Source organism: Streptomyces sp. NPDC053493 (assembly GCF_044544825.1).
Classification (GTDB): domain Bacteria; phylum Actinomycetota; class Actinomycetes; order Streptomycetales; family Streptomycetaceae; genus Streptomyces.
Genome location: NZ_JBITXS010000001.1, coordinates 910,030 through 929,573 on the forward strand (window position 1 = coordinate 910,030; position 19,544 = coordinate 929,573).

18 protein-coding genes, 1 pseudogene and 1 riboswitch are annotated in these 19,544 nt (G+C 73.5%); of the genes and pseudogenes, 7 read left to right on the plus strand and 12 right to left on the minus strand.

Features of this window, described 5'->3' with window-relative positions; genetic code table 11:
• Positions 1-75: 75 nt before the first annotated feature.
• The 3 genes from ACIGO8_RS04095 to ACIGO8_RS04105 all read right to left on the minus strand — a co-directional run bounded on the left by ACIGO8_RS04095 (position 76) and on the right by ACIGO8_RS04105 (position 3,480).
• Complete coding sequence (locus ACIGO8_RS04095; RefSeq protein WP_399723480.1) at positions 76-1,635, minus strand: ABC transporter substrate-binding protein; 1,560 nt, start codon at positions 1,633-1,635, stop codon at positions 76-78.
• A gap of 183 nt (positions 1,636-1,818) precedes the next feature.
• Positions 1,819-3,213: a metallophosphoesterase gene (locus ACIGO8_RS04100; protein ID WP_399723482.1), complete on the minus strand. Its 1,395-nt coding sequence runs from the start codon at positions 3,211-3,213 to the stop codon at positions 1,819-1,821.
• Positions 3,214-3,234: 21 nt separating this feature from the next.
• A complete protein-coding gene (locus tag ACIGO8_RS04105) occupies positions 3,235-3,480 on the minus strand; it encodes an SCO4848 family membrane protein (RefSeq protein WP_399723484.1) in 246 nt (81 codons plus the stop codon).
• Positions 3,481-3,739: 259 nt separating this feature from the next.
• On the opposite strand from ACIGO8_RS04105, the pseudogene ACIGO8_RS04110 reads away from it, so the two are divergent.
• A pseudogene (locus tag ACIGO8_RS04110) lies at positions 3,740-4,462 on the plus strand (D-alanyl-D-alanine carboxypeptidase family protein); the annotation flags it as partial.
• A gap of 349 nt (positions 4,463-4,811) precedes the next feature.
• On the opposite strand, the gene ACIGO8_RS04115 reads toward ACIGO8_RS04110, so the two are convergent.
• The 4 genes from ACIGO8_RS04115 to ACIGO8_RS04130 all read right to left on the minus strand — a co-directional run bounded on the left by ACIGO8_RS04115 (position 4,812) and on the right by ACIGO8_RS04130 (position 7,917).
• Complete coding sequence (locus tag ACIGO8_RS04115; protein WP_399723486.1) at positions 4,812-5,849, minus strand: YihY/virulence factor BrkB family protein; 1,038 nt, start codon at positions 5,847-5,849, stop codon at positions 4,812-4,814.
• Positions 5,850-5,865: 16 nt separating this feature from the next.
• Complete coding sequence (locus tag ACIGO8_RS04120) at positions 5,866-6,252, minus strand: GtrA family protein (protein ID WP_399724319.1); 387 nt, start codon at positions 6,250-6,252, stop codon at positions 5,866-5,868.
• 137 nt (positions 6,253-6,389) lie between these two features.
• Positions 6,390-7,349 (minus strand): decaprenyl-phosphate phosphoribosyltransferase, encoded by a 960-nt coding sequence (locus ACIGO8_RS04125; RefSeq protein ID WP_399723488.1) that lies wholly within the window; start codon positions 7,347-7,349, stop codon positions 6,390-6,392.
• Positions 7,342-7,917, minus strand: coding sequence for a phosphatase PAP2 family protein (locus ACIGO8_RS04130; protein WP_399724321.1), 576 nt, complete (start codon positions 7,915-7,917; stop codon positions 7,342-7,344). Before ACIGO8_RS04130 ends, ACIGO8_RS04125 begins: the two co-directional genes overlap by 8 nt.
• A 603-nt stretch (positions 7,918-8,520) precedes the next feature.
• Between ACIGO8_RS04130 and ACIGO8_RS04135 the strand changes: the two genes are divergently transcribed.
• Both ACIGO8_RS04135 and ACIGO8_RS04140 read left to right on the plus strand, forming a co-directional pair.
• Positions 8,521-9,909 (plus strand): FAD-binding protein, encoded by a 1,389-nt coding sequence (locus ACIGO8_RS04135; protein ID WP_399723490.1) that lies wholly within the window; start codon positions 8,521-8,523, stop codon positions 9,907-9,909.
• Between the two features lie 37 nt (positions 9,910-9,946).
• Positions 9,947-10,702: a decaprenylphospho-beta-D-erythro-pentofuranosid-2-ulose 2-reductase gene (locus ACIGO8_RS04140; protein WP_399724324.1), complete on the plus strand. Its 756-nt coding sequence runs from the start codon at positions 9,947-9,949 to the stop codon at positions 10,700-10,702.
• A gap of 60 nt (positions 10,703-10,762) precedes the next feature.
• Here ACIGO8_RS04140 and ACIGO8_RS04145 read toward each other — a convergent pair whose 3' ends face one another.
• Complete coding sequence (locus tag ACIGO8_RS04145) at positions 10,763-11,359, minus strand: 2'-5' RNA ligase family protein (RefSeq protein WP_399723491.1); 597 nt, start codon at positions 11,357-11,359, stop codon at positions 10,763-10,765.
• A 181-nt stretch (positions 11,360-11,540) separates the two neighbouring features.
• On the minus strand, positions 11,541-12,554 hold the full coding sequence (gene trpS / locus ACIGO8_RS04150) for a tryptophan--tRNA ligase (protein WP_399723493.1): 1,014 nt from the start codon (positions 12,552-12,554) through the stop codon (positions 11,541-11,543).
• Positions 12,555-12,571: 17 nt separating this feature from the next.
• Between trpS and ACIGO8_RS04155 the strand changes: the two genes are divergently transcribed.
• Both ACIGO8_RS04155 and ACIGO8_RS04160 read left to right on the plus strand, forming a co-directional pair.
• Positions 12,572-13,216: an RNA polymerase sigma factor gene (locus ACIGO8_RS04155; protein WP_399723495.1), complete on the plus strand. Its 645-nt coding sequence runs from the start codon at positions 12,572-12,574 to the stop codon at positions 13,214-13,216.
• Positions 13,203-13,988: a hypothetical protein gene (locus ACIGO8_RS04160; protein ID WP_399723497.1), complete on the plus strand. Its 786-nt coding sequence runs from the start codon at positions 13,203-13,205 to the stop codon at positions 13,986-13,988. The genes ACIGO8_RS04155 and ACIGO8_RS04160 overlap by 14 nt, the downstream gene beginning before the upstream one ends.
• A 192-nt stretch (positions 13,989-14,180) precedes the next feature.
• Here the strand turns inward: ACIGO8_RS04160 and glyA are convergent, their stop codons facing one another.
• A complete protein-coding gene (glyA, locus tag ACIGO8_RS04165) occupies positions 14,181-15,452 on the minus strand; it encodes a serine hydroxymethyltransferase (RefSeq protein ID WP_399723499.1) in 1,272 nt (423 codons plus the stop codon).
• A 74-nt stretch (positions 15,453-15,526) separates the two neighbouring features.
• A riboswitch (ZMP/ZTP riboswitch) is annotated at positions 15,527-15,617 on the minus strand.
• A 107-nt stretch (positions 15,618-15,724) separates the two neighbouring features.
• On the opposite strand from glyA, the gene rocD reads away from it, so the two are divergent.
• A complete protein-coding gene (gene rocD / locus ACIGO8_RS04170) occupies positions 15,725-16,930 on the plus strand; it encodes an ornithine--oxo-acid transaminase (RefSeq protein ID WP_399723501.1) in 1,206 nt (401 codons plus the stop codon).
• A gap of 130 nt (positions 16,931-17,060) precedes the next feature.
• Here rocD and ACIGO8_RS04175 read toward each other — a convergent pair whose 3' ends face one another.
• On the minus strand, positions 17,061-18,254 hold the full coding sequence (locus ACIGO8_RS04175; RefSeq protein ID WP_399723503.1) for a glutathionylspermidine synthase family protein: 1,194 nt from the start codon (positions 18,252-18,254) through the stop codon (positions 17,061-17,063).
• A 7-nt stretch (positions 18,255-18,261) separates the two neighbouring features.
• A complete protein-coding gene (locus tag ACIGO8_RS04180) occupies positions 18,262-18,561 on the minus strand; it encodes a hypothetical protein (RefSeq protein WP_399723505.1) in 300 nt (99 codons plus the stop codon).
• A gap of 120 nt (positions 18,562-18,681) precedes the next feature.
• Here ACIGO8_RS04180 and ACIGO8_RS04185 point away from each other — a divergent pair, with 120 nt between their 5' ends.
• Positions 18,682-19,512: a hypothetical protein gene (locus ACIGO8_RS04185; protein WP_399724327.1), complete on the plus strand. Its 831-nt coding sequence runs from the start codon at positions 18,682-18,684 to the stop codon at positions 19,510-19,512.
• Positions 19,513-19,544: the final 32 nt, after the last annotated feature.

Below are 19,544 nucleotides of genomic sequence, written 5' to 3' on the forward strand. Positions count from 1 at the left end.
GTCAGAGGGCCCGGGCCGGGGCACCGCCGAGGCCGTCCGCCAGGACGCCCCCGAGGATGCCTCGGAGGACGCCCGCTAGATCCAGCTGAGTTCCCACAGGCGCCAGATGCCCGTGCCGTCCGACAGGTACTGCGAACCGGCGACGGCCTCGGTCGACAGCACGTAGTCCTTCTTCTGCCACAGCGGCACCAGCGGCACGTCCTTGGCGACCTCGGCCTGGATGGCCTTGAAGTCGGCGGACGCCCGCGCGCGGTCGCTGTACTGCTGCGTCGAGGCGATCAGCGAGTCGATCGCCGCGTTCGAGAAGGCGTTGTGCAGGGTGTTGTCGGTGCCGACGAGCGGTGCGGTGAAGCTGTCGGAGTCCGGGAAGTCGGGGAGCCAGCCGACCGTGTACGCGTCGAACTTGCCCTGCGCGTACTGCTTCTGGAAGTCGGTCCACGGCACCGGCACGACCTCGACCTCGAAGAGGCCGGTGTCCTCCAGCTGCTTCTTCAGCTCGGCGGCCTCGTCGGCGTAGACGGCGTCCTTGCGGTGGCCGAGGGTGAACTTCACGGGTGTGTCGACGCCGGCCGCCCGCAGCAGCTGCTCGGCCTTGGCGGTGCTGGGCTCCGGATACGCGTCGTAGAAGGCGGTGCTGTGGCCCGTGAAGCCCTGCGGAATGAGGGAGTACAGCGGCTCGACCGTGCCCTTGTACGGGCCGGTGGTGATCGCCGGGCGGTCGATCACGGCGGCGACGGCCTGCCGGACCGCCTTCTTCGCCATCGCCGAGCCGGGGCGCACGTTGAAGTTGAGGTTGCGGATCTCGGCGCTGGCCGCCTCGGTGATCTTGGTGCCGTCCTGCGGGGCGTCGTTCAGCGCGTTGAGGAACTCCGGCGGCATCTGCCGGTGCGTCACGTCGACCTGATCGCCCTTCCAGGCGGCGGCGAGCTGCTCGGACTCCTTGAAGTACTTCACGACGACCGTGCGGCCGGTCTTGGTGACGGCGCCCCGGTAGTTCGGGTTGGGCTCGAAGCGGGCGCTGACGCCCGGCTGGTAGTCCTTGAGGACGTACGGGCCGGAGCCGTCCACGACGTTGCCGGTGCGCAGCGACTTGGCGGGGTAGGCGGTGTGGTCGACGATCGAGCCGGCGCCGGTCGCGAGCTTCAGCGGGAAGGTGGCGTCACGTCCGCTGAGCTGGAAGGTCACCTTCTGGCCGTGGGCGACGACCTTCTTGAGCGTCGGGAACAGCGGCTGCGGGCCGACGTCCGTCTTGATCGCCAGCATCCGCTCGAAGGAGTAGCGGACGTCCTCGCCGGTGATCTTGTGGCCGTTGGCGAAGGTGAGGTCGTCGCGCAGCTCGCACTCGTACGTGGTGAGCTTCGAGCCGACGAAACGGCAGCTCTCGGCGGCGTCGGGGACCGGGGTGGTGAAGCCGGGCTTGAAGGTGAGCAGTGACTGGAAGACGTTGCTGTACAGGGCCCAGGAACCGGCGTCGTAGGCGCCGGCCGGGTCGAGGGACGTCACCTCGTCGGTGGTGCCGACGGCGATCGGGTCGGTCCGTACGTCGTCCGAGGGCAGCAGCTTCCAGCCCCCGATTCCGGCGGCCACCACAACCCCACAAGTGATCAGAATCCGCAGACGGACCGTCGACCGCATGAGACGTGCTTCCTCTTTCGCGTGCCCACCCCTGGCCGCGGCGGAAAAAGGCCGGCCGCGATGGCGTCAGCCAATCACACGACCTTCACTGGTGGAAGAGTAAACCTTCACACTGCAGGTATATGTACGGGGATGTGGTGTTTCAGCGGACCGAGCGGTACGTACCGGTCACGAAGCGCTGCGTCACGCCTGTTTCGAGGCGAGCTCCACGACGGTGATGTCGGACGGCGCGCCCACCCGGACCGGCGGTCCCCAGGCGCCGGCGCCGCGTGACACGTAGAGCTGGGTGTCGCCGTAGCGTTCGAGGCCCGCGACGGTCGGATTGGCGAGCTCGGCGAGGTAGTTGCCGGGCCAGAGCTGGCCGCCGTGGGTGTGGCCGGAGAGCTGGAGGTCGACGCCGTGGCGCACGGCGTCGTCGATGACGATCGGCTGGTGCGCGAGCAGCACGGCCGTACGGGACCGGTCCCGGTCGCCGAGCGCCTTCCCGAAGTCGGGCCCCTGCCCCTCGCGCTCGCCGGCCACGTCGTCGACGCCGGCCAGGTCGAAGCCGGCGCCGATCTCGACGCGGGCGTTGCGCAGCGGGCGCAGTCCGAGGTCGCGGACGTGGTCGACCCAGGCGTCGGCGCCCGAGAAGTACTCGTGGTTGCCGGTCACGAAGAACGCGCCGTCCCGGGCCCTCAGCCGCGCGAGCGGCTCGGCGGCGGGCCCGAGGTTCTCGACGCTCCCGTCGACGAGGTCGCCGACCACGGCGACGAGGTCGGGCTGGGCCGCGTTGATCGTGTCGACGATCCGCTGCGTGTGCGCCCGGCCCAGGATGGGCCCGAGGTGGATGTCCGACACCACCGCGATCCGGTAGCCGTGCGCCGCGCGCGGCAGCTTGGCCAGCGGCACGACGACCCGCTTCAGGCGCGGTCCGCGCAGCACGCCGTACGTCCCGAAGCCGACGGTCCCGACGGCGACGGCGGCGGCGGCGCCGGAGACGAGGCGGTTGACGAAGAGGCGCCGGGAGGGATCGACGGAAGCGGCAGGGTCGACGGGAGCGGCGGGAGCGGAGGCCTCGGGTGCGGCGGGAGCGGCGTGCTCGGGCGGCGCCGCCGTGGCGCCCGCCGGGGCGGCGCCGGGGGCGGAGGGTGAGGGTGCGGAGGCCGGGGCCGCGGTGAGGGCGGCGGGCGGGGCTCCGGCCGGCGCGGGAGCGGGAGCCGGAGCTGAGGCCGGGGCGGCCTCGGCGGCGGCCTCCGGCGGGGCGGGCCGGGCGGCGGACCGGCGGGCGAGCAGGTGGCGCAGGAGCGGCCGCAGGGGCTCCGTCACGGCCAGGGCGAGCGTGACGTAGAGGAGGAGGGCGAGCCACAGGAAGCCGGGCCAGGCGACGGCCTGCTCCAGCGGGAAGGGCGCGCCGGCGCGGCCGGAGACGAGGGCCGCGAGCGACAGCAGCGGCAGGACGACCGCCGCGGCGGTGCCGAGGCGGCGGGCGAGGCCGCCCGGCGCTGTGAGATCGCGCACGAGGCGCTGCCACACGTACCGGTGGACCGCGCCCAGGAGGGCGAGGACCACCACCATGACCAGCAGGAAGACGACCACGCCCGACGAACCCCCGTATCGCTAACCGCGCTCGCGCCGAAGCGCCCGAACGCCACGCAACCCGATCACTCCGACCGCCGTCCCCAAGACAAAGGACGTGACCGCAAGCAGCAGGTGAACCCAGAAGTAGGCCGTCGGATCACCCGCGTCGTCGAAGGCGAGGCCGCTCGCGTCGTTGGCCAGATTCTTGACGAAAGTGATCCAGATGAACCAGCTCCACACGCCGAACGCGAGCAGGAACCAGGAGACGGGACGGCTGAGCTTCATGGTCCCAGTATCACCGCCGGCCCCGCGGGCCCCGCGGGCAGGCCTGCGGACGGGTGGACGAGCGGGGACGAACCGCCCCGCGGGGTTCGGAACCCGCTTCCGGGGATGTACGTTCTCGATCGTGTCCGCTTCGAAGATGACCGCGAAGGCCGCCCGCACCGCCCTCACGGCGACCGCCGCCGCCACCCTGCTCCCCCTGCTCGTCGCCGCTCCCGCGCACGCCGACGGCAAGGCCCCGCAGCCCCAGCCTCCCACCCGCATGTCCAGCGTCGGCGGCACACTGCTCTCGCAGCCCGGCACCCAGGTGCAGCTCCTGCCCGGCGCGCCGGTGCTGCCGAAGGAGCTCAGCGCGCGCTCGTGGATCGTGGCGGACGCGGAGAGCGGCCAGATCCTCGCCGCGCACAACGCGCACTGGCCGCTGGCCCCGGCCTCCACCCTCAAGATGCTCTTCGCGGACACGCTGCTGCCCAAGTTCCCCAAGACGACGAACCACACCGTCCTGGCCACCGACATCGCCGGTCTCGGCGCCGGCTCCAGCCTCGTCGGCATCAAGGAGAAGCAGACCTACAGCGTCCACGACCTGTGGCTCGGCGTCTTCCTGCGGTCCGGCAACGACGCCGTCCACGTCCTGGCCGCGATGAACAACGGCGTCCAGCAGACCGTCCTCGACATGCAGCGGCACGCCGACGACCTCCAGGCCCTCGACACCCACGTCGTCTCACCGGACGGTTACGACGCACCGGGCCAGGTCTCCTCCGCGTACGACCTCACCCTCATCGCCCGCAGCGGCATGCAGAAGCCGGACTTCCGGGAGTACGCGGCGACCTCCCGCGCCAAGTTCCCCGGCGAGCAGAAGCCCGGCAAGAAGCGCGAGAGCTTCGAGATCCAGAACACCAACCGGCTGCTGACCGGTGACATCGGCGTGCCCGCGTACCAGGGCATCGCCGGCGTCAAGAACGGCAACACCACGCACGCCGGCGCCACCTTCACGGGCGTCGCCGAGCGCAACGGAAGGGTGCTGCTCGTCACGGTCATGAACCCGTCGTCGAAGGAGCAGCACGCCGTCTACAAGGAGACCGCCCGGCTCCTGGACTGGGGCTTCGCGGCCTCCGGCAAGGTGAAGCCGGTCGGCGAGCTGGTGCCGCCGAAGTCGGCCCGTACGACGACGGGGACCGGCTCGTCCGACGGTTCCACGCCCGCTCCGGACACGAACGCCACCGCCGGCAGCGCGCAGCACGCCGGTGTCGCGCAGGAGAAGTCGGGCGGCGCCGGGATCGCGCTGGGCGTGGCGGGCGGCGTGCTCGTGCTGCTCGCGGGCGCCGCGTTCGTGGTCAATCGCCGCTGGCCGCAGGCGGCTTCGGCCCGCCGTCGGAAGTCCGGGCCGGAGGCCGAGGCCGGGACGGGGACTGAGACTGAGACCGAGACTGAGGCTGCGGCTGCGGCGGTGTCTGAGGCTGGGACTTCGACGGGGACTGCTGCGGATCAGACGCCGGTGAATCCCTGACCGCCTCGGCCGCGCTCTTGGCCCCGGTGGCCGTCCAGGCCGCGCAGAACAGCAGCAGCTTCGCGGTGAAGTTGATCCACAGGAGCAGGGCGACCGGCACGCCGAAGGCCCCGTACATCGACTTCGCCGCGACGCCCTTCATGTAGCCGCCGAGCAGCAGCTTCAGCAGCTCGAAGCCGACCGCGCCGAGCAGCGCCGCGACCACCAGGTCCCGGCGCCGCGGCTCGACGCCCGGCAGCAGCGTCAGGACGTACAGCAGGATCAGGAAGTCCGCGACGACCGCCACCAGGACCGCGGCGACCTCCAGCAGGATCCCGCCGGCGCCGCGGTCCGAGATGCCGATCCGCTCGGCGCTCCAGCCGACGGCGGTCGAGCCGAGCCACGACGCGGCGAGCGAGCCGAGCATCACACCGCCGAGTCCGAGCAGCACGACCGTGTCCTTGCCCTTGCGCAGGAACGGATTTCCCTCGTCGACCCGGTCGAGCCCCCACACCGCGCGCAGGCACTCGCGCATCGAACCGATCCAGCCGATGCCCGTGAAGAGCAGCACGGCGCCGGCGACGAGACCGATGGTGCCGGCGTTGTCGACGAGCCCCGCGATGTCGAGCTGGTCGGAGATGCCGGGCACCTGGTCGGCGATCTTGTCCTCGATCTTCTTCAGCTGTTCGTCGGAGAGCAGCGCGGCGCCGACGGCGGCGGCGACGGTGATCAGCGGGAAGAGCGCGACGAAGCTGATGAAGGTGATCGCGGCGGCGAGCCGGGTCCAGCGGACGTCGTCGAGCGTCTCGTACGCGTGCCAGACGCGGGTCCGCAGGAGGCGGGTGACCCAGGGGCCGACGACGGGGAGCTTCTTCAGCCAGTCCATGTCGTACGTCTCTCCCTCAGGCGGTGGGATCGTTCCGGAACACCAGGGTCCGGGTACCCCAGAATCGCAGACAGGTCGCAAGCACCATGCCCACGCCGAGTCCTGACACCGTGTCGGCGCGGGCGGAGGTGAGGCCGAGGCCGTAGTGGGAGGCGGCGAGACAGAGGAGCTGGACGGCGGCGCCGGCGACGTTCACGGCGAAGAAGACGAGGTATTCGCGCAGGGCGACGGCGCGGCGGCGGTAGGTGCCGAGGGCGTTGCCGAGGTAGGCGACGGTGCAGCCGGCAAGGAAGGAGCCGACCTTGGCGGCGATCGGGTCGACGCCGAGCGGCCCGCGCAAGCAGAGGAAGAGGGCGAGGTCGGCGGCGTAGGCGGCGAGCCCGGCGGTGGCGAAGCCGAGCAGCTCGCGCCGCCCGGCACGGCTCCCGGGACGGCTTTCGGCTCGGCTCCCGGCGCGGCTCTCGGTGCGGCTCCCGGCGCGGCTCCCGGGACGGCTCCCGGCGTGGCTCTCGGCGGAAGCGGCCAGTGGTCCATAGGCGGTCACAGGTCCGCCACCGCCATGCCGTACATCGCCGCCCACACCACGCCGATGACGGCGAGCGGCCGGTCGCGCAGGACGACGTCCTCCGGTTCGCCCGCCGTGCCGCGGTCGGCGAAGACGGCGTAGCGCAGCACGGCGAGGACGAAGGCGACGACGGAGAGCTGACGCCACGGAAGCAGCGCGCTCTGGGCCACGCCCCCGCTCTCCAGGGCCCACAGGCAGTAGCCGAGGACGGCGACGCCGGCCGCCAGCTGCCAGACGAAGCGCAGGTATCCGGCCGTGTACTGGGTGAGCAGCGCACGGGTCGCGCCCTGCGCGTCCTCCATCTGCACGGCCTCGGAGTAGCGCTTCGCCGCCACCATGAACAGCGCGCCGAAACCGGTCGTGATGAGGAACCAGCGGGAGAGCGGGATGCCGAGCGCGACACCGCCGATCATCGCCCGCATGAGGAAGCCGGTGGTGACGACGGTGAGGTCGACGACGAGGACGTGCTTGAGGCGGACGCAGTAGGCGAGTTGCATCGCGAGGTACGCGGTGAGGAGCAGCGCGGTCATCGCGTTGCAGAGCAGGGCGCCGAGCGCGGCCGCGCCGAGGGCGAGGGCGGCGCCCGTGGCGTACGCGAGGGGTACGGGGACGAGGCCGGCGGCGACCGGGCGGTGCCGTTTGACGGGGTGGGCGCGGTCGGCGTCGGCGTCGCGGGCGTCGTTGACCAGATAGACGGCGGACGCGGCGGCGGTGAAGAGGGCGAAGACCAGGCCGAGTCGGGCGGCGCTGTGCCAGGAGCCGAGCTGGCCGGCGGCGACGGGCGCGGCGACGACGAGGGCGTTCTTGACCCACTGGCGGGGCCGGGCGGTCCGGACGAGACCGCGGGCGGTGGCGAGGGCGCCGGTGCGTCCGGGGACGCGGGGCGCGGCGCCGAGCGGGTCGAGGACGGCGATCCCGGTGGTGGGCTCAGCCACGGCGGCCTCCGGTGGGCGCGGTACGGATCCAGGTGCGGGCCGCGGCCGCCGTGACCGCGCCGAGGAGCGCTCCGGCGGCGACGTCGCTGGGGTAGTGGACGCCGACGACGAGGCGGGAGAGGCACATCGCGGCGGCCGCGGGAACGACGGCGTGGCGTGCGGGCGGGTGCAGCGCGGCGAAGGCGACGGCCGCGGCGGCGGCCGAACTCGCGTGGGAGCTGGGGAAGGAGTGGCGGCCGGCGGTGCGCACGAGGGGCGCGTACGTCTCCGGCGCCGGCCGCGGGCGCCGTACGACCCGCTTCACGCCCATGCTCACCAGGTGCGCGCCGCCGACCACCGCGACCGCGCGCAGCCAGCCGCGCCGGCGCGCCGGGTCCAGGGCCGCGCCGAGCAGCCCGGCGCCCAGCCACAGCGCGCCGTGCTCCCCGCCGTACGACAGCCCTCGGGCCACTCCGGCCACGACGGCCCCTTCTCCCCAGCCCCGCACCACGGTCAGTCCGCGCCGGTCGGCCAGGTCCCAGGCGCCGGCCCGGCCCGCGCCACCGCCCGCGGCCGGCCTCGGCCCCAGGTCGCCGTCCGGGGCCGGCCTCGGCCCCTGGCCGTCGGTCGCGGCCGGCCTCGGCCCCGGGCCGTCGGTCGCCACGGAGCCGGACGGCGGGCAGCAGGCGCTCGCCCTCCCGTCCGTGAGGCCGCGCGAGGCGGCCGCGGGCCCGTCCGGCGCGACGCCCGGGACGCCGCTCCCGGCCTTCCGCCGGACCAACGGGTCACCGGCCGCACGACCGGCAACGGGCGCGGGCTCGGTCATGGCCCGCGCGGCGGGCGCGGCGACCACCGGAGCGGCGGGCTCCACCGCGGGCTCGGTGACAGCCCGCGCGGTGGGCGCGGGCGCGCCGGTCACGGTCCGCGCGGCGGGCGCGGCCACGGCCGCGCCACCGCCTGTCGCGGTCGTCGTGGCGGCGGCCGCCGCCGTGCGGTCGTCGCCGTCCCCGTCCCCGTGTCGCATGTGTCTCGCCCGCCTCCCCGGTTCGCCGCCGTCAGCCACGGGCGACTCTGACGCGCGGAGGCGGCCTACGGGACGGCACGCTTTCCTGACACTCGTTTAATCACCCATTTCGGCGAACCGCTCATCAATCCCGGCATAAGGTACAGTCCCGGCGATACGGTCACCTCCATGGCAGCCGAGACCGACTACGAGCCGGGCGTCGCACCCGACATCGACACCCTCACCGGCTGGGGCCGCACCGCCCCGACCCACGCCCGTGTGATCCGTCCCCGCACGTACGAGGAGGCCGCGGACGCCGTCCGCGCCTGCGGGGCGCGCGGGTCGATCGCGCGCGGGCTCGGGCGGGCCTACGGAGACGCCGCGCAGAACGCCGGCGGCTGCGTGCTCGACATGACCGGCCTCTCCCGCATCCGCGCCGTCGACGCCGAGGCCGGGCTCGTCGTCGCCGACGCCGGCGTCAGCCTGCACCACCTCATGGAGGTGCTGCTGCCGCTCGGCTGGTTCGTGCCCGTCACGCCCGGCACCCGCTACGTCACCGTCGGCGGCGCCGTCGGCGCCGACATCCACGGCAAGAACCACCACCTCTCCGGCTCCTTCTCCCGCCACGTCGTCTCCCTCGACCTGCTCACCGCCGACGGCGAGGTGCGGACCGCCGTCCCCGGCACGCCCCTCTTCGACGCCACGGCCGGCGGCATGGGACTGACCGGCGTGATCCTCTCCGTGACGCTCCGGCTGCTGCCCGTCGAGACCTCCCTCATGGCCGTCGACACCGAACGCGCCGCCGACCTCGACGACCTGATGGCCCGGCTGACCGCCACCGACCACCGCTACCGCTACTCCGTCGCCTGGATCGACCTGCTCGCGCGCGGCGCCGCGACCGGCCGCGCCGTCCTGACCCGCGGCGACCACGCCCCGTACGACGCCCTGCCCGTACGCGCCCGCCGGGCCCGCCGCGCGCCCCTGGACTTCCGGCCCGGCCGGCTGCCCGCCGCTCCCGCGTACGTCCCCGAGGGCCTGCTCGGCCGCACCACCGTCGGCCTGTTCAACGAGCTCTGGTACCGCAAGGCCCCGCGCCGCCCCACCCACCGGCTCCAGCGGCTCTCCTCCTTCTTCCACCCGCTCGACGGCGTCCCGCACTGGAACCGGATCTACGGCCGGGGCGGCTTCGTGCAGTACCAGTTCGTCGTCGGCCACGGCCAGGAGGAGACCCTGCGCCGGGTCGTCCGGCGGATCGCCTCCCGCGGCTGTCCCTCCTTCCTCGCCGTACTCAAACGCTTTGGCGAGGCCGATCCCGGCTGGCTCTCCTTCCCGCTGCCCGGCTGGACCCTCGCGCTCGACATCCCGGCCTCGCTCACCGGTCTCGGCGCGTTCCTCGACGAGCTGGACGAGGAGGTCGTGGCCGCCGGCGGGCGGGTCTACCTCGCCAAGGACTCGCGGCTGCGGCCCGACCTGCTCGCCGCGATGTACCCGCGCCTCGCCGACTTCCGCGAGCTGCGGGCCCGTATCGATCCCCGGTCCGTCTTCGTCTCGGACCTCTCCCGTCGCCTCGCCCTGTGAGTCGACCCGACCGGCTCTCCTGAGGAGCGTGAACGCCATGAAGGACGCCTTCGGCGCACCGCAGTCCCTGCTCGTTCTCGGCGGCACCTCCGAGATCGGCCTCGCCACCGCTCGCCGCCTGATCACCCGCCGCACCCGTACGGTGTGGCTGGCCGGCCGGCCCTCACCCGGCCTCACCGCCGCCGCCGAGTCGCTGCGCGCGCTCGGCGCGGACGTCCACACGGTCCCGTTCGACGCGCTGGACACCGACTCCCACGAGGAACGGCTCGGCAAGATCTTCACCGAGGGCGACGTCGACATGGTGCTGCTCGCCTTCGGCGTCCTCGGCGACCAGGCGCGCGACGAGTCCGAACCGCTCGCGGCCGTCCGCGTCGCCCAGACCAACTACACCGGCGCGGTCTCGGCCGGACTGGTCTGCGCGCAGGCACTCCAGGCGCAGGGGCACGGGTCGCTCGTGGTGCTCTCCTCGGTGGCGGGCGAGCGGGCCCGGCGGGCCAACTTCATCTACGGCTCGTCGAAGGCCGGTCTCGACGCCTTCGCGCAGGGGCTCGGCGACGCGCTGCACGGCACCGGGGTGCACGTGATGGTCGTCCGGCCCGGGTTCGTCCGCTCGAAGATGACCGAGGGCCTGGAGGAGGCGCCGCTCGCGACGACTCCGGAGGCGGTCGCGACGGCGATCGAGCTGGGCCTGCGGCGCCGCTCGGAGACGGTGTGGGTGCCGGGCGCGCTGCGCGTGGTGATGTCGGCCCTGCGCCACGTCCCGAGGCCGGTCTTCCGCCGCCTGCCGCTGTGACGGGAGCGGGCGGCGGGGGGGGGCGGTGAGGCCGTACGGGAGCGGCGGCGGCGCGGGCCGTCAGCCGGCGGGCGTGCGCGCCGGGGCGTCCACCGGGCTGCCGCCCTGCGCCGGGACCGCGGAGACGGTCCGGCCGCTGCCGAACTCGTAGTCGTACAGCTTGCGCCACACCTCGTCCGCGCCCTGCTCGTACAGCGCGAAGGAGCGGCAGGTCCACTCCGCCGTGTAACCGGCGAGCTCCTCGAAGGCGCGGTCCATGGCCTCGTCGGGGATGCCGTGCGCGACGGTGACGTGCGGGTGGTACGGGAACTGGAGCTCGCGCGGGAGCGGGCCGGCCGCGTCCCGGATGCGCTGCTGGAGCAGGTCGCAGCCGGCGGCGCCCTCGACGAGCTTCACGAAGACGACCGGGGACAGCGGGCGGAAGGTTCCGGTGCCGTCGAGCCGCATCGCGAACGGGTCGCTGACCGCGGCGATCGCGGCGAGGTGCGCCTGGACCCGGGGCAGCAGGGCCGCGTCCACCTCGGTCGGCGGGAGCAGGGTGACGTGGGTGGGAATGCCGTGCGCGGCGGGATCCCCGAAGCCCGCGCGCCGCTCCTGGAGCAGGCTGCCGTGAGGCTCCGGGACCGCGATCGAAACGCCGAGCGTTACGGTCCCCACGTCGTTCTCCTCCGTCGTCGTCCGTCGTGCGTCGAAATGTGCGTGATGGTGCAGCGCCAGTGTGCGGCCTGCACCACCCTCGTGGCCAGGGCCCTCCGACCCGGCCCCCGGCCCGGCCCGCGGACCCGGCCCCGGGCGCCGCGCCGGCCGGGCGCCGGCGGGGCGCCGGCGCGGTGCCGGCTCAGTGCTTGGCGGGCAGGAAGCCGATCCGCTCGTAGGCCTGGGCCAGCGTCTCCGCGGCGACCGCGCGGGCCTTCTCCGCGCCCTTGGCCAGGATCGAGTCCAGCGTCTCCGGGTCGTCCAGGTATTCCTGGGTGCGGGTCCGGAACGGCGTGACGAAGTCCACCATGACCTCGGCCAGGTCGGTCTTCAGAGCGCCGTACATCTTGCCCTCGTAGCTCTTCTCCAGGTCGGCGACCGAGGTGGAGGTGAGCGTGGACATGATCGTCAGCAGGTTGGAGACGCCGGCCTTGTTCTCCGGGTCGAAGCGGATGACCGTGTCGGTGTCGGTGACCGCGCTCTTGACCTTCTTCGCCGTCGTCTTCGGGTCGTCGAGCAGGTTGATCAGGCCCTTGGGCGTCGACGCCGACTTGCTCATCTTGATCGTCGGGTCCTGCAGGTCGTAGATCTTCGCCGTCTCCTTGAGGATGTACGGCGCCGGGATCGTGAACGTCTCGCCGAAGCGGCCGTTGAAGCGCTCGGCGAGGTCGCGGGTCAGCTCGATGTGCTGGCGCTGGTCCTCGCCGACCGGGACCTGGTGGGCCTGGTAGAGCAGGATGTCGGCGACCTGGAGGATCGGGTAGGTGAAGAGGCCGACGGTGGCGCGGTCGGCGCCCTGCTTCGCGGACTTGTCCTTGAACTGGGTCATGCGGGAGGCCTCGCCGAAGCCGGTGAGGCAGTTCATGACCCAGCCGAGCTGCGCGTGCTCGGGGACGTGGCTCTGGACGAAGAGGGTGCAGCGCTCCGGGTCGAGGCCGGCGGCGAGCAGCTGGGCGGCGGCGAGCCGGGTGTTGGCGCGCAGCTCGGCCGGGTCCTGCGGGACCGTGATCGCGTGCAGGTCGACGACCATGTAGAAGGCGTCGTGGGTCTCCTGCAGCGCGACCCACTGACGTACGGCGCCGAGGTAGTTGCCGAGGTGGAACGAGCCTGCGGTGGGCTGGATTCCGGAGAGCACACGAAGACGTTCAGAGGCCATGCTCATCATTCTCTCAGGTGTGGGAACCGATCCCGGACTGCCGGTGTATCAGAGGTGTGAGGACGAGGGAGGGGACCCGGGAGGGGGGCCGAGTCGTCGCCGACGAGGGGGCCGTGATCGCCCGTGTGCGCGCCGGGGAGACCGAGGCGTACGCGGAGCTGGTCCGCGCGCACACCGGGGTGGCGCTGCGGGCCGCGGTGGCCTGCGGCGCGGGCCCGGACGCGGAGGACGTGGTGCAGCAGGCGTTCTTCAAGGCGTATCGGTCGCTGGGCGGCTTCAAGGACGGGGCGTCGTTCCGGCCGTGGCTGCTGAGCATCGTGGCCAATGAGACGAGGAACACACTGCGCTCGGCGGGCCGGCAGCGGGCCGTGGCGGGGCGGGAGGCGGAGCTGCTGGCGGGCGAGCCGCTGATACCGGAGGGCGCGGACCCGGCGGTGGCGGCGGAGGAGCACGAGCGGAGAGGACGGCTGCTCGCGGCGCTCGACGGGCTGGGCGAGGAGCAGCGGCAGGTGGTGGTGCACCGCTATCTGCTGGAGCTGGACGAGGCGGAGACGGCCGAGGCGCTGGGCTGGCCGCGCGGGACGGTGAAGTCCCGGCTGAGCCGGGCGCTGAAGAGGCTGGGGACGGAGCTGAAGGGAGGTGACGAGCATGGCCGGGGATGACGGAGGGCTGCCGGAGGAGCTGCGGGACCTCGGGCGCGCGCTGAAGGTGCCGGACGTGGACGGGACGACGATGGCCGAGCGGGTGCTCGCCCAGCTCCTGGCCGAGCGGGTGCCGGTCCCGGAGCCGGTGCCGGAGCCGCCGGGACGGGCGTGGCTGCGGCGGCGCTGGAAGGCACTGGTCGCCTCGCTGTCGGGGCTGCTGATGGTCGCGGTGCTCACTCCTCCGGTGCGGGCCGCGGTCGTGGACTGGCTGGGCTTCGGCGGAGTCGCGGTGCGGTACGTGCCGGAGGCGCCGCCCGCGCCGGGCGTCGCGGCCGGGGTGCCGGGCTGCCCGGCGCCGGTGGGTCTCGCGGAGGCGGCGCGCCGGGCCGGCTTCGAGCCGCTGATACCGGCGGCCCTGGGCCCGCCGGACGCGGTGGCGGTGACGGGGACGGAGCCGCGCGGGGTGATCGGCCTGTGCTGGCGGACGAAGGGCGGCGGCGTGGTCCGGCTGGACGAGTTCCCGGCCCGGCTCGACATGGGCTTCGCCAAGGAGGTGCGGGTGCCGCCGGAGTGGGTGTCGCTGCCGGACGGTTCGGAGGCGTACTGGTTCGCCCGTCCGTATCTGCTGACCTTCCCGCTGACGGACTCCTCCGGCGCGGCCTGGACCCATTCGGTCCGCCCGTCGGGCCCCACGCTCCTGTGGACGAGGAGCGGAGGCGCCCTGACCCTCCGTCTGGAGGGCCCGGCGGACCGCGCGGAGGCGATACGCATCGCGACGTCGGTGCCGTGAGCCGCGGGCCCGCCGGCCGCGCGGGCGGCCGGGCGGGCGCGGAGGCCGCGGGCGGACGGCGGACGCCGCGGGCGGGCGGGCGACCAGCCGGCCGGCCCGGCAGACGGCCGGGTGGCTGGCCGGGCGGCCCGGCAGACAGCCGGGTGGGACGCTCCGGGGCGGGAGGCGGCGGCCTCCGCGCCCCGGGAGGGGCTAGGCGGGGAGGCCGGGGGCCGGGTAGGCGGACATCAGGTCGGCGACCTCGGCGCGGATGACGGCGAGGGCCTCCTCGTCGCCCTTGCCGGCCGCGGCGACACCGCGGTCGATCCAGTCGGCGACCTGCGGCATGTGCGAGACGTCCAGGCCCCGGGAGGTGAGGGAAGGAGTGCCGATGCGGACGCCGGACGGGTCGAAGGGCTTCCGCGGGTCGTAGGGCACGGTGTTGTAGTTGACGACGATCCCGGCCCGGTCGAGGGCCTTGGCCGCGACCTTGCCGGGGACCTCCTTGGGAGTGAGGTCCATCAGGATCAGGTGGTTGTCGGTGCCGCCGGAGACCAGGTCGAAGCCACGGGCGAGCAGTGCCTCGGCGAGGGCCTTGGCGTTGGCGACGACCGCGTGGGCGTAGTCACGGAAGGAGGGCTGGGCCGCCTCGCGCAGGGCGACGGCGATCGCGGCGGTGGTCTGGTTGTGCGGGCCGCCCTGGAGGCCCGGGAAGACCGCCTTGTCGAGGGCCTTGGCGTGCTCCTCGCGGGACATCAGCATGGCGCCGCGCGGGCCGCGCAGGGTCTTGTGGGTGGTCGTGGAGATCACGTCCACGTGCGGGACCGGCGACGGGTGGGCGCCGCCGGCGATCAGGCCGGCGATGTGGGCGACGTCGGCGACGAGCACGGCGCCGCACTCGCGGGCGATCTCGCCGAAGGCGGCGAAGTCGATCGTGCGGGGCAGCGCGGTGCCGCCGCAGAAGATCACCTTGGGGCGCTCGGCGAGGGCCAGCTCGCGCACCTGGTCGAAGTCGATGAGGCCGGTGTCCTGGCGTACGCCGTACTGGACACCGCGGAACCAGGTGCCGGTGGCGGACACGCCCCAGCCGTGGGTGAGGTGGCCGCCCATGGGCAGGGCCATGCCCATCACGGTGTCGCCGGGCCGGGCGAAGGCGAGATAGACGGCGAGGTTGGCCGGAGAGCCGGAGTAGGGCTGGACGTTGGCGTGGTCGACGCCGAAGAGGGCCTTGGCGCGCTCGACGGCGAGGGTCTCGACCTGGTCGATGTTCTGCTGGCCCTCGTAGTAGCGGCGGCCCGGGTAGCCCTCGCTGTACTTGTTCTGCAGCACGGTGCCGGAGGCCTCGAGGACGGCGGCGGAGACGTAGTTCTCGCTGGGGATGAGCCGCAGCGTCTCGGCCTGGAGCCGCTCCTCGGCGCCGACGAGCGCGGCGAGCTCGGGGTCGGCGGCAAAGAGGGCGGGATGGTGCGGGGCGGGAAGGGTCATGGCGTGTGTTCCTCCGGGCAGGGGTCCCGGTGCGGATGCCTGCGGCACCACACGGGACCGGGAATCTCCGTGTCCCGTGATGCCCAGGCGGGCGGCATCTCGTGTGGTCTGCCGCGCACGGCTCCCCCGGGGTCGGTTCCCCGTACGCCAGTCGCCGCGCGTGTTTCCAGAGTAGCGGGCGCGCCGTCACACAGGTTTCCCCGTCCGGCATCCGAGCGACGATAAGAAAGGGAGCCACACCAGCCCCAGGCCGCAGGACGAACGGAGATCCCGTGTCGAAGACGCAAGACGAGATCGCTGCCGCGGACGCGCACAGCGCCCACAACTACCATCCTCTGCCCGTGGTCGTCGCCTCCGCCGAGGGGGCGTGGATGACCGATGTCGAGGGACGCCGGTTCCTCGACATGCTCGCCGGGTACTCGGCGCTCAATTTCGGCCACGGCAACCGGCGTCTGATCGATGCCGCGCGGACGCAGCTGGAGCGGGTGACGCTCACCTCGCGCGCCTTCCAGCACGACCGCTTCGCCGACTTCTGCGCCTCGCTCGCCGAGTTGTGCGGCAAGGAGATGGTGCTGCCGATGAACACCGGGGCGGAGGCCGTGGAGACGGCGGTGAAGACGGCCCGGAAGTGGGGGTACGAGGTGAAGGGCGTGCCGGACGGGCACGCGAAGATCGTCGTGGCGGGCAACAACTTCCACGGCCGCACCACCACGATCGTCAGCTTCTCCACGGACCACGAGGCGCGGGACCACTTCGGGCCGTACACGCCGGGCTTCGAGATCGTGCCGTACGGGGACCTGACCGCGCTGGAGACGGCGGTCACCGAGAACACGGTGGCGGTGCTCCTGGAACCGGTCCAGGGCGAGGCGGGCGTGCTCGTGCCGCCGGCCGGCTATCTGCGCGGGGTGCGGGAGCTGACGGCCCGGCGGAACGTGCTGTTCATGGCGGACGAGATCCAGTCGGGTCTGGGCCGCACCGGGAAGACCTTCGCGTGCGAGCACGAGGGCGTGGTGCCGGACGTCTACATCCTGGGCAAGGCGCTGGGCGGCGGCGTGGTGCCGGTGTCGGCGGTGGTCGCGGACCGTGACGTGCTCGGGGTGTTCCGGCCGGGCGAGCACGGGTCGACGTTCGGCGGGAACCCGCTGGCCTGCGCGGTGGCCCTGGAGGTGATCGCGATGCTGCGGACGGGCGAGTACCAGCAGCGGGCGACCGAACTGGGCGAGCACCTGCACGCGGAGCTGGGCCTCCTGGTGGGCGGCGGCGCGGTGGAGGCGGTGCGGGGGCGCGGCCTGTGGGCGGGCGTGGACATCGTGCCCGCGAAGGGCACGGGCCGGCAGATCTCGGAACGGCTGATGGAGCGCGGCGTCCTGGTGAAGGACACCCACGGTTCGACGATCCGCATCGCGCCGCCCCTGGTGATCAGCAAGGAGGACCTGGACTGGGGCCTGGAGCAGCTCCGCTCGGTGCTCTCCGCCTGACGCCGCCGCCGGGACCGCGGGCCGCGCCTCCGGCGCCCGGCTCGTGGTCCCGGCCCGCGGTTCCGGTGCGGGTCCGGCCCGCGGTCCCGGTCGGTGGTCCCGGTCCGCGGTCCCGGTGCGACCGCGTGCGTCAGAGGATGACGTGCGGGATGAAGCGCGCGTACTCGTCCGTGATCAGGCCCGCCGACTCGCGGATGCCGAGCCCGGCCGCCTCGTCCCCGACGGTCCACGCGCCGAGCACCACCCGGTTGCCGTCGAAGTCGGGCAGCGGGGCGAACTCCTGGTAGCAGACGGCCTCGTCGCCCGGCACGGCCGGCTCCGCGCCGGGCTCGTGCACGGTGACGCCCGCGCCCTCGCGGCCGAGGAGCGGCTTGGCGACGTAGCCGGGCCCGCCGGCGGCGGCGAGTTCGCGGGGCCCGTCGAGATAGGCGGGCAGCAGGTTGGGGTGGCCCGGGTGGAGCTCCCAGAGGATCGCGAGGAGCGCCTTGTTGGAGAGCAGCATCTTCCAGGCGGGCTCGATCCAGCAGGTGGTGCCGGTCCCGCCGCCGTTGTCGAGGGTGTCGAGGACGTGCGGTCCGAAGCGGTCCGTGGTGAGCCACTCCCACGGGTAGAGCTTGAAGCAGGCGCGGATGAAGCGGAGCCGGTCGTCCACGAAGCGGCCGGAGATCCGGTCCCAGCCGATCCGCTCGACCGACAGCGCCACGGTGTCGAGGCCGGCCTGCTGGGCGGTCTCGCGCAGGTAGGCGACGGTCATCAGGTCCTCGCCGAGCTCGTCGCCGTCGGAGTGGACGAAGTGGACCGGGCTGCCGGGCGGCAGCAGCCGGGCCTGCCGCTTCCAGGCGTCGACGAGGCGTTCGTGGAGCGAGTTCCACTGGTCGGCGCCGGGGAAGCGTTCCTCCATCCAGAACCACTGCGGGCTCGCCGCCTCCACCAGCGAGGTGGGCGTGTCGGCGTTGTACTCCAGCATCTTGGCCGGGCCCGTGCCGTCGTAGCGGAGGTCGAAACGGCCGTAGATGGTGGGCAGTTCGGCCCGGCGCCGCCAGGACTCGGCGACCCGGGCGGCGAGCCGGGGGTCGGTGATGCCCAGATCGGCGAAACGATCCTTCTCGACGATGTGCGCCGCCGCCTCCAGGCACATGGCGTGCAGCTCCTCGACGACCTCCTCCAGGGCCTCGACCTCGGGCAGGGTGAAGGAGTAGTAGGCGCTCTCGTCCCAGTAGGGCCGCAGCGAGTCGTCGGGATAGCGGGTCAGCGGATAGATCAGGCCCTGCTCCTCGACCGTCTGCTGCCAGCCGGGGCGGGGCTCGATGGTGTGGCGGCGCACGGTCGGCTCAGCCGCCCGAGGAGGAGTGGTGGCCGCCGAAGCCGCCGCTGTCGACCGCGGACCTGTCGAAGCTTCCGCCGCTGACCACGCCGCCACGCGACGAGCCGCCGTAGTAGTAGCGGCCGGTGCTCGACGAGGAGGAGCTGCTGCCGCTGCCGCCGTCCTCGCAGTAGTAGTCCGCGAGTTCCTTGTACGTCGTCGGGTCGATGCAGCGGCGGTCCGGCTCCGACGAGCAGGCCGTCAGGGTCACCGCGAGCACGCCCACCCCGCCGAGTACCACCGTGCCCGACCTCAGCCTGCGTCGCATGTCCGTCCTCCCCTGTCCGCCAGACGGCGGCCCGCGCCTGGTTGCGATCGCACAGTGTAGGCCCGGCGTGAACGCCCGTCCGATCCCCGTCGCACTAGAGTCCCTTTCGTGCTTCTTGGGATGGTGTGCGCACTCGGTTCGGCGTTCTGTTTCGGGGCCGCCTCAGTCTTCCAGGCGCTCGGCGCCCGGGCCGCCGAGCCCGGCTCGGGCGGCGGCGTCGACGTCACGCTGATGTGGCGGGCGCTGCGCCAGTGGCGGTACGTGGCCGGGCTCGGCCTGGACGGGCTCGGCTTCGTGCTGCAGATCGTCGCGCTGCGCACCCTGCCGATCTACGCGGTCGGCGCGTCGCTCGCGGCGAGCCTCGCGGTCACGGCGGTGATCGCCTCCCGGATGCTGAAGGTGCGGCTGCGCCGTGTCGAGTGGGCCGCGGTCGCGGTGGTGTGCCTGGGGCTCGCGATGCTGGCGCTCGCGTCCGGCAGGGAGGGCCACGAGGGCGGCGGGGCGGGGCTGGAGTGGGGCCTGCTCGCGGCGGCCTTCGCGGTGCTGCTCGTCGGCGCGGCCGCGGGCCACCTGCCGGAGCGGCCACGGGCGCTGACGCTCGGGCTCGCGGGCGGGTTCGGCTTCGGCGTGGTCGAGGTCGCGGTCCGCCTGATCGACTCCGTGGATCTGGCCGATCCGGCGCTGTACGCGCTCCTGGTGGGCGGCGGCGCGGCCTTCCTGCTCTACACCTCCGCCCTGCACCGCGGCTCCGTCACCACCGCCACCGCCGGGCTCGTCCTGGGCGAGACCATCGGCCCCGCGATCGTCGGCGTCGTCTGGCTCGGCGACCGCACCCGCGAGGGCCTGGCCTGGCTCGCGCTGCTCGGCTTCGCGATCGCGGTGGCGGGCTCGCTGACCCTGGCCCGCTTCGGCGAGGCACCCGCGCCGGAACCGGCCCAGGCCGCCGAGTGACACCTCCTGAGGAGTGGTCCCCAGGCGTGCCT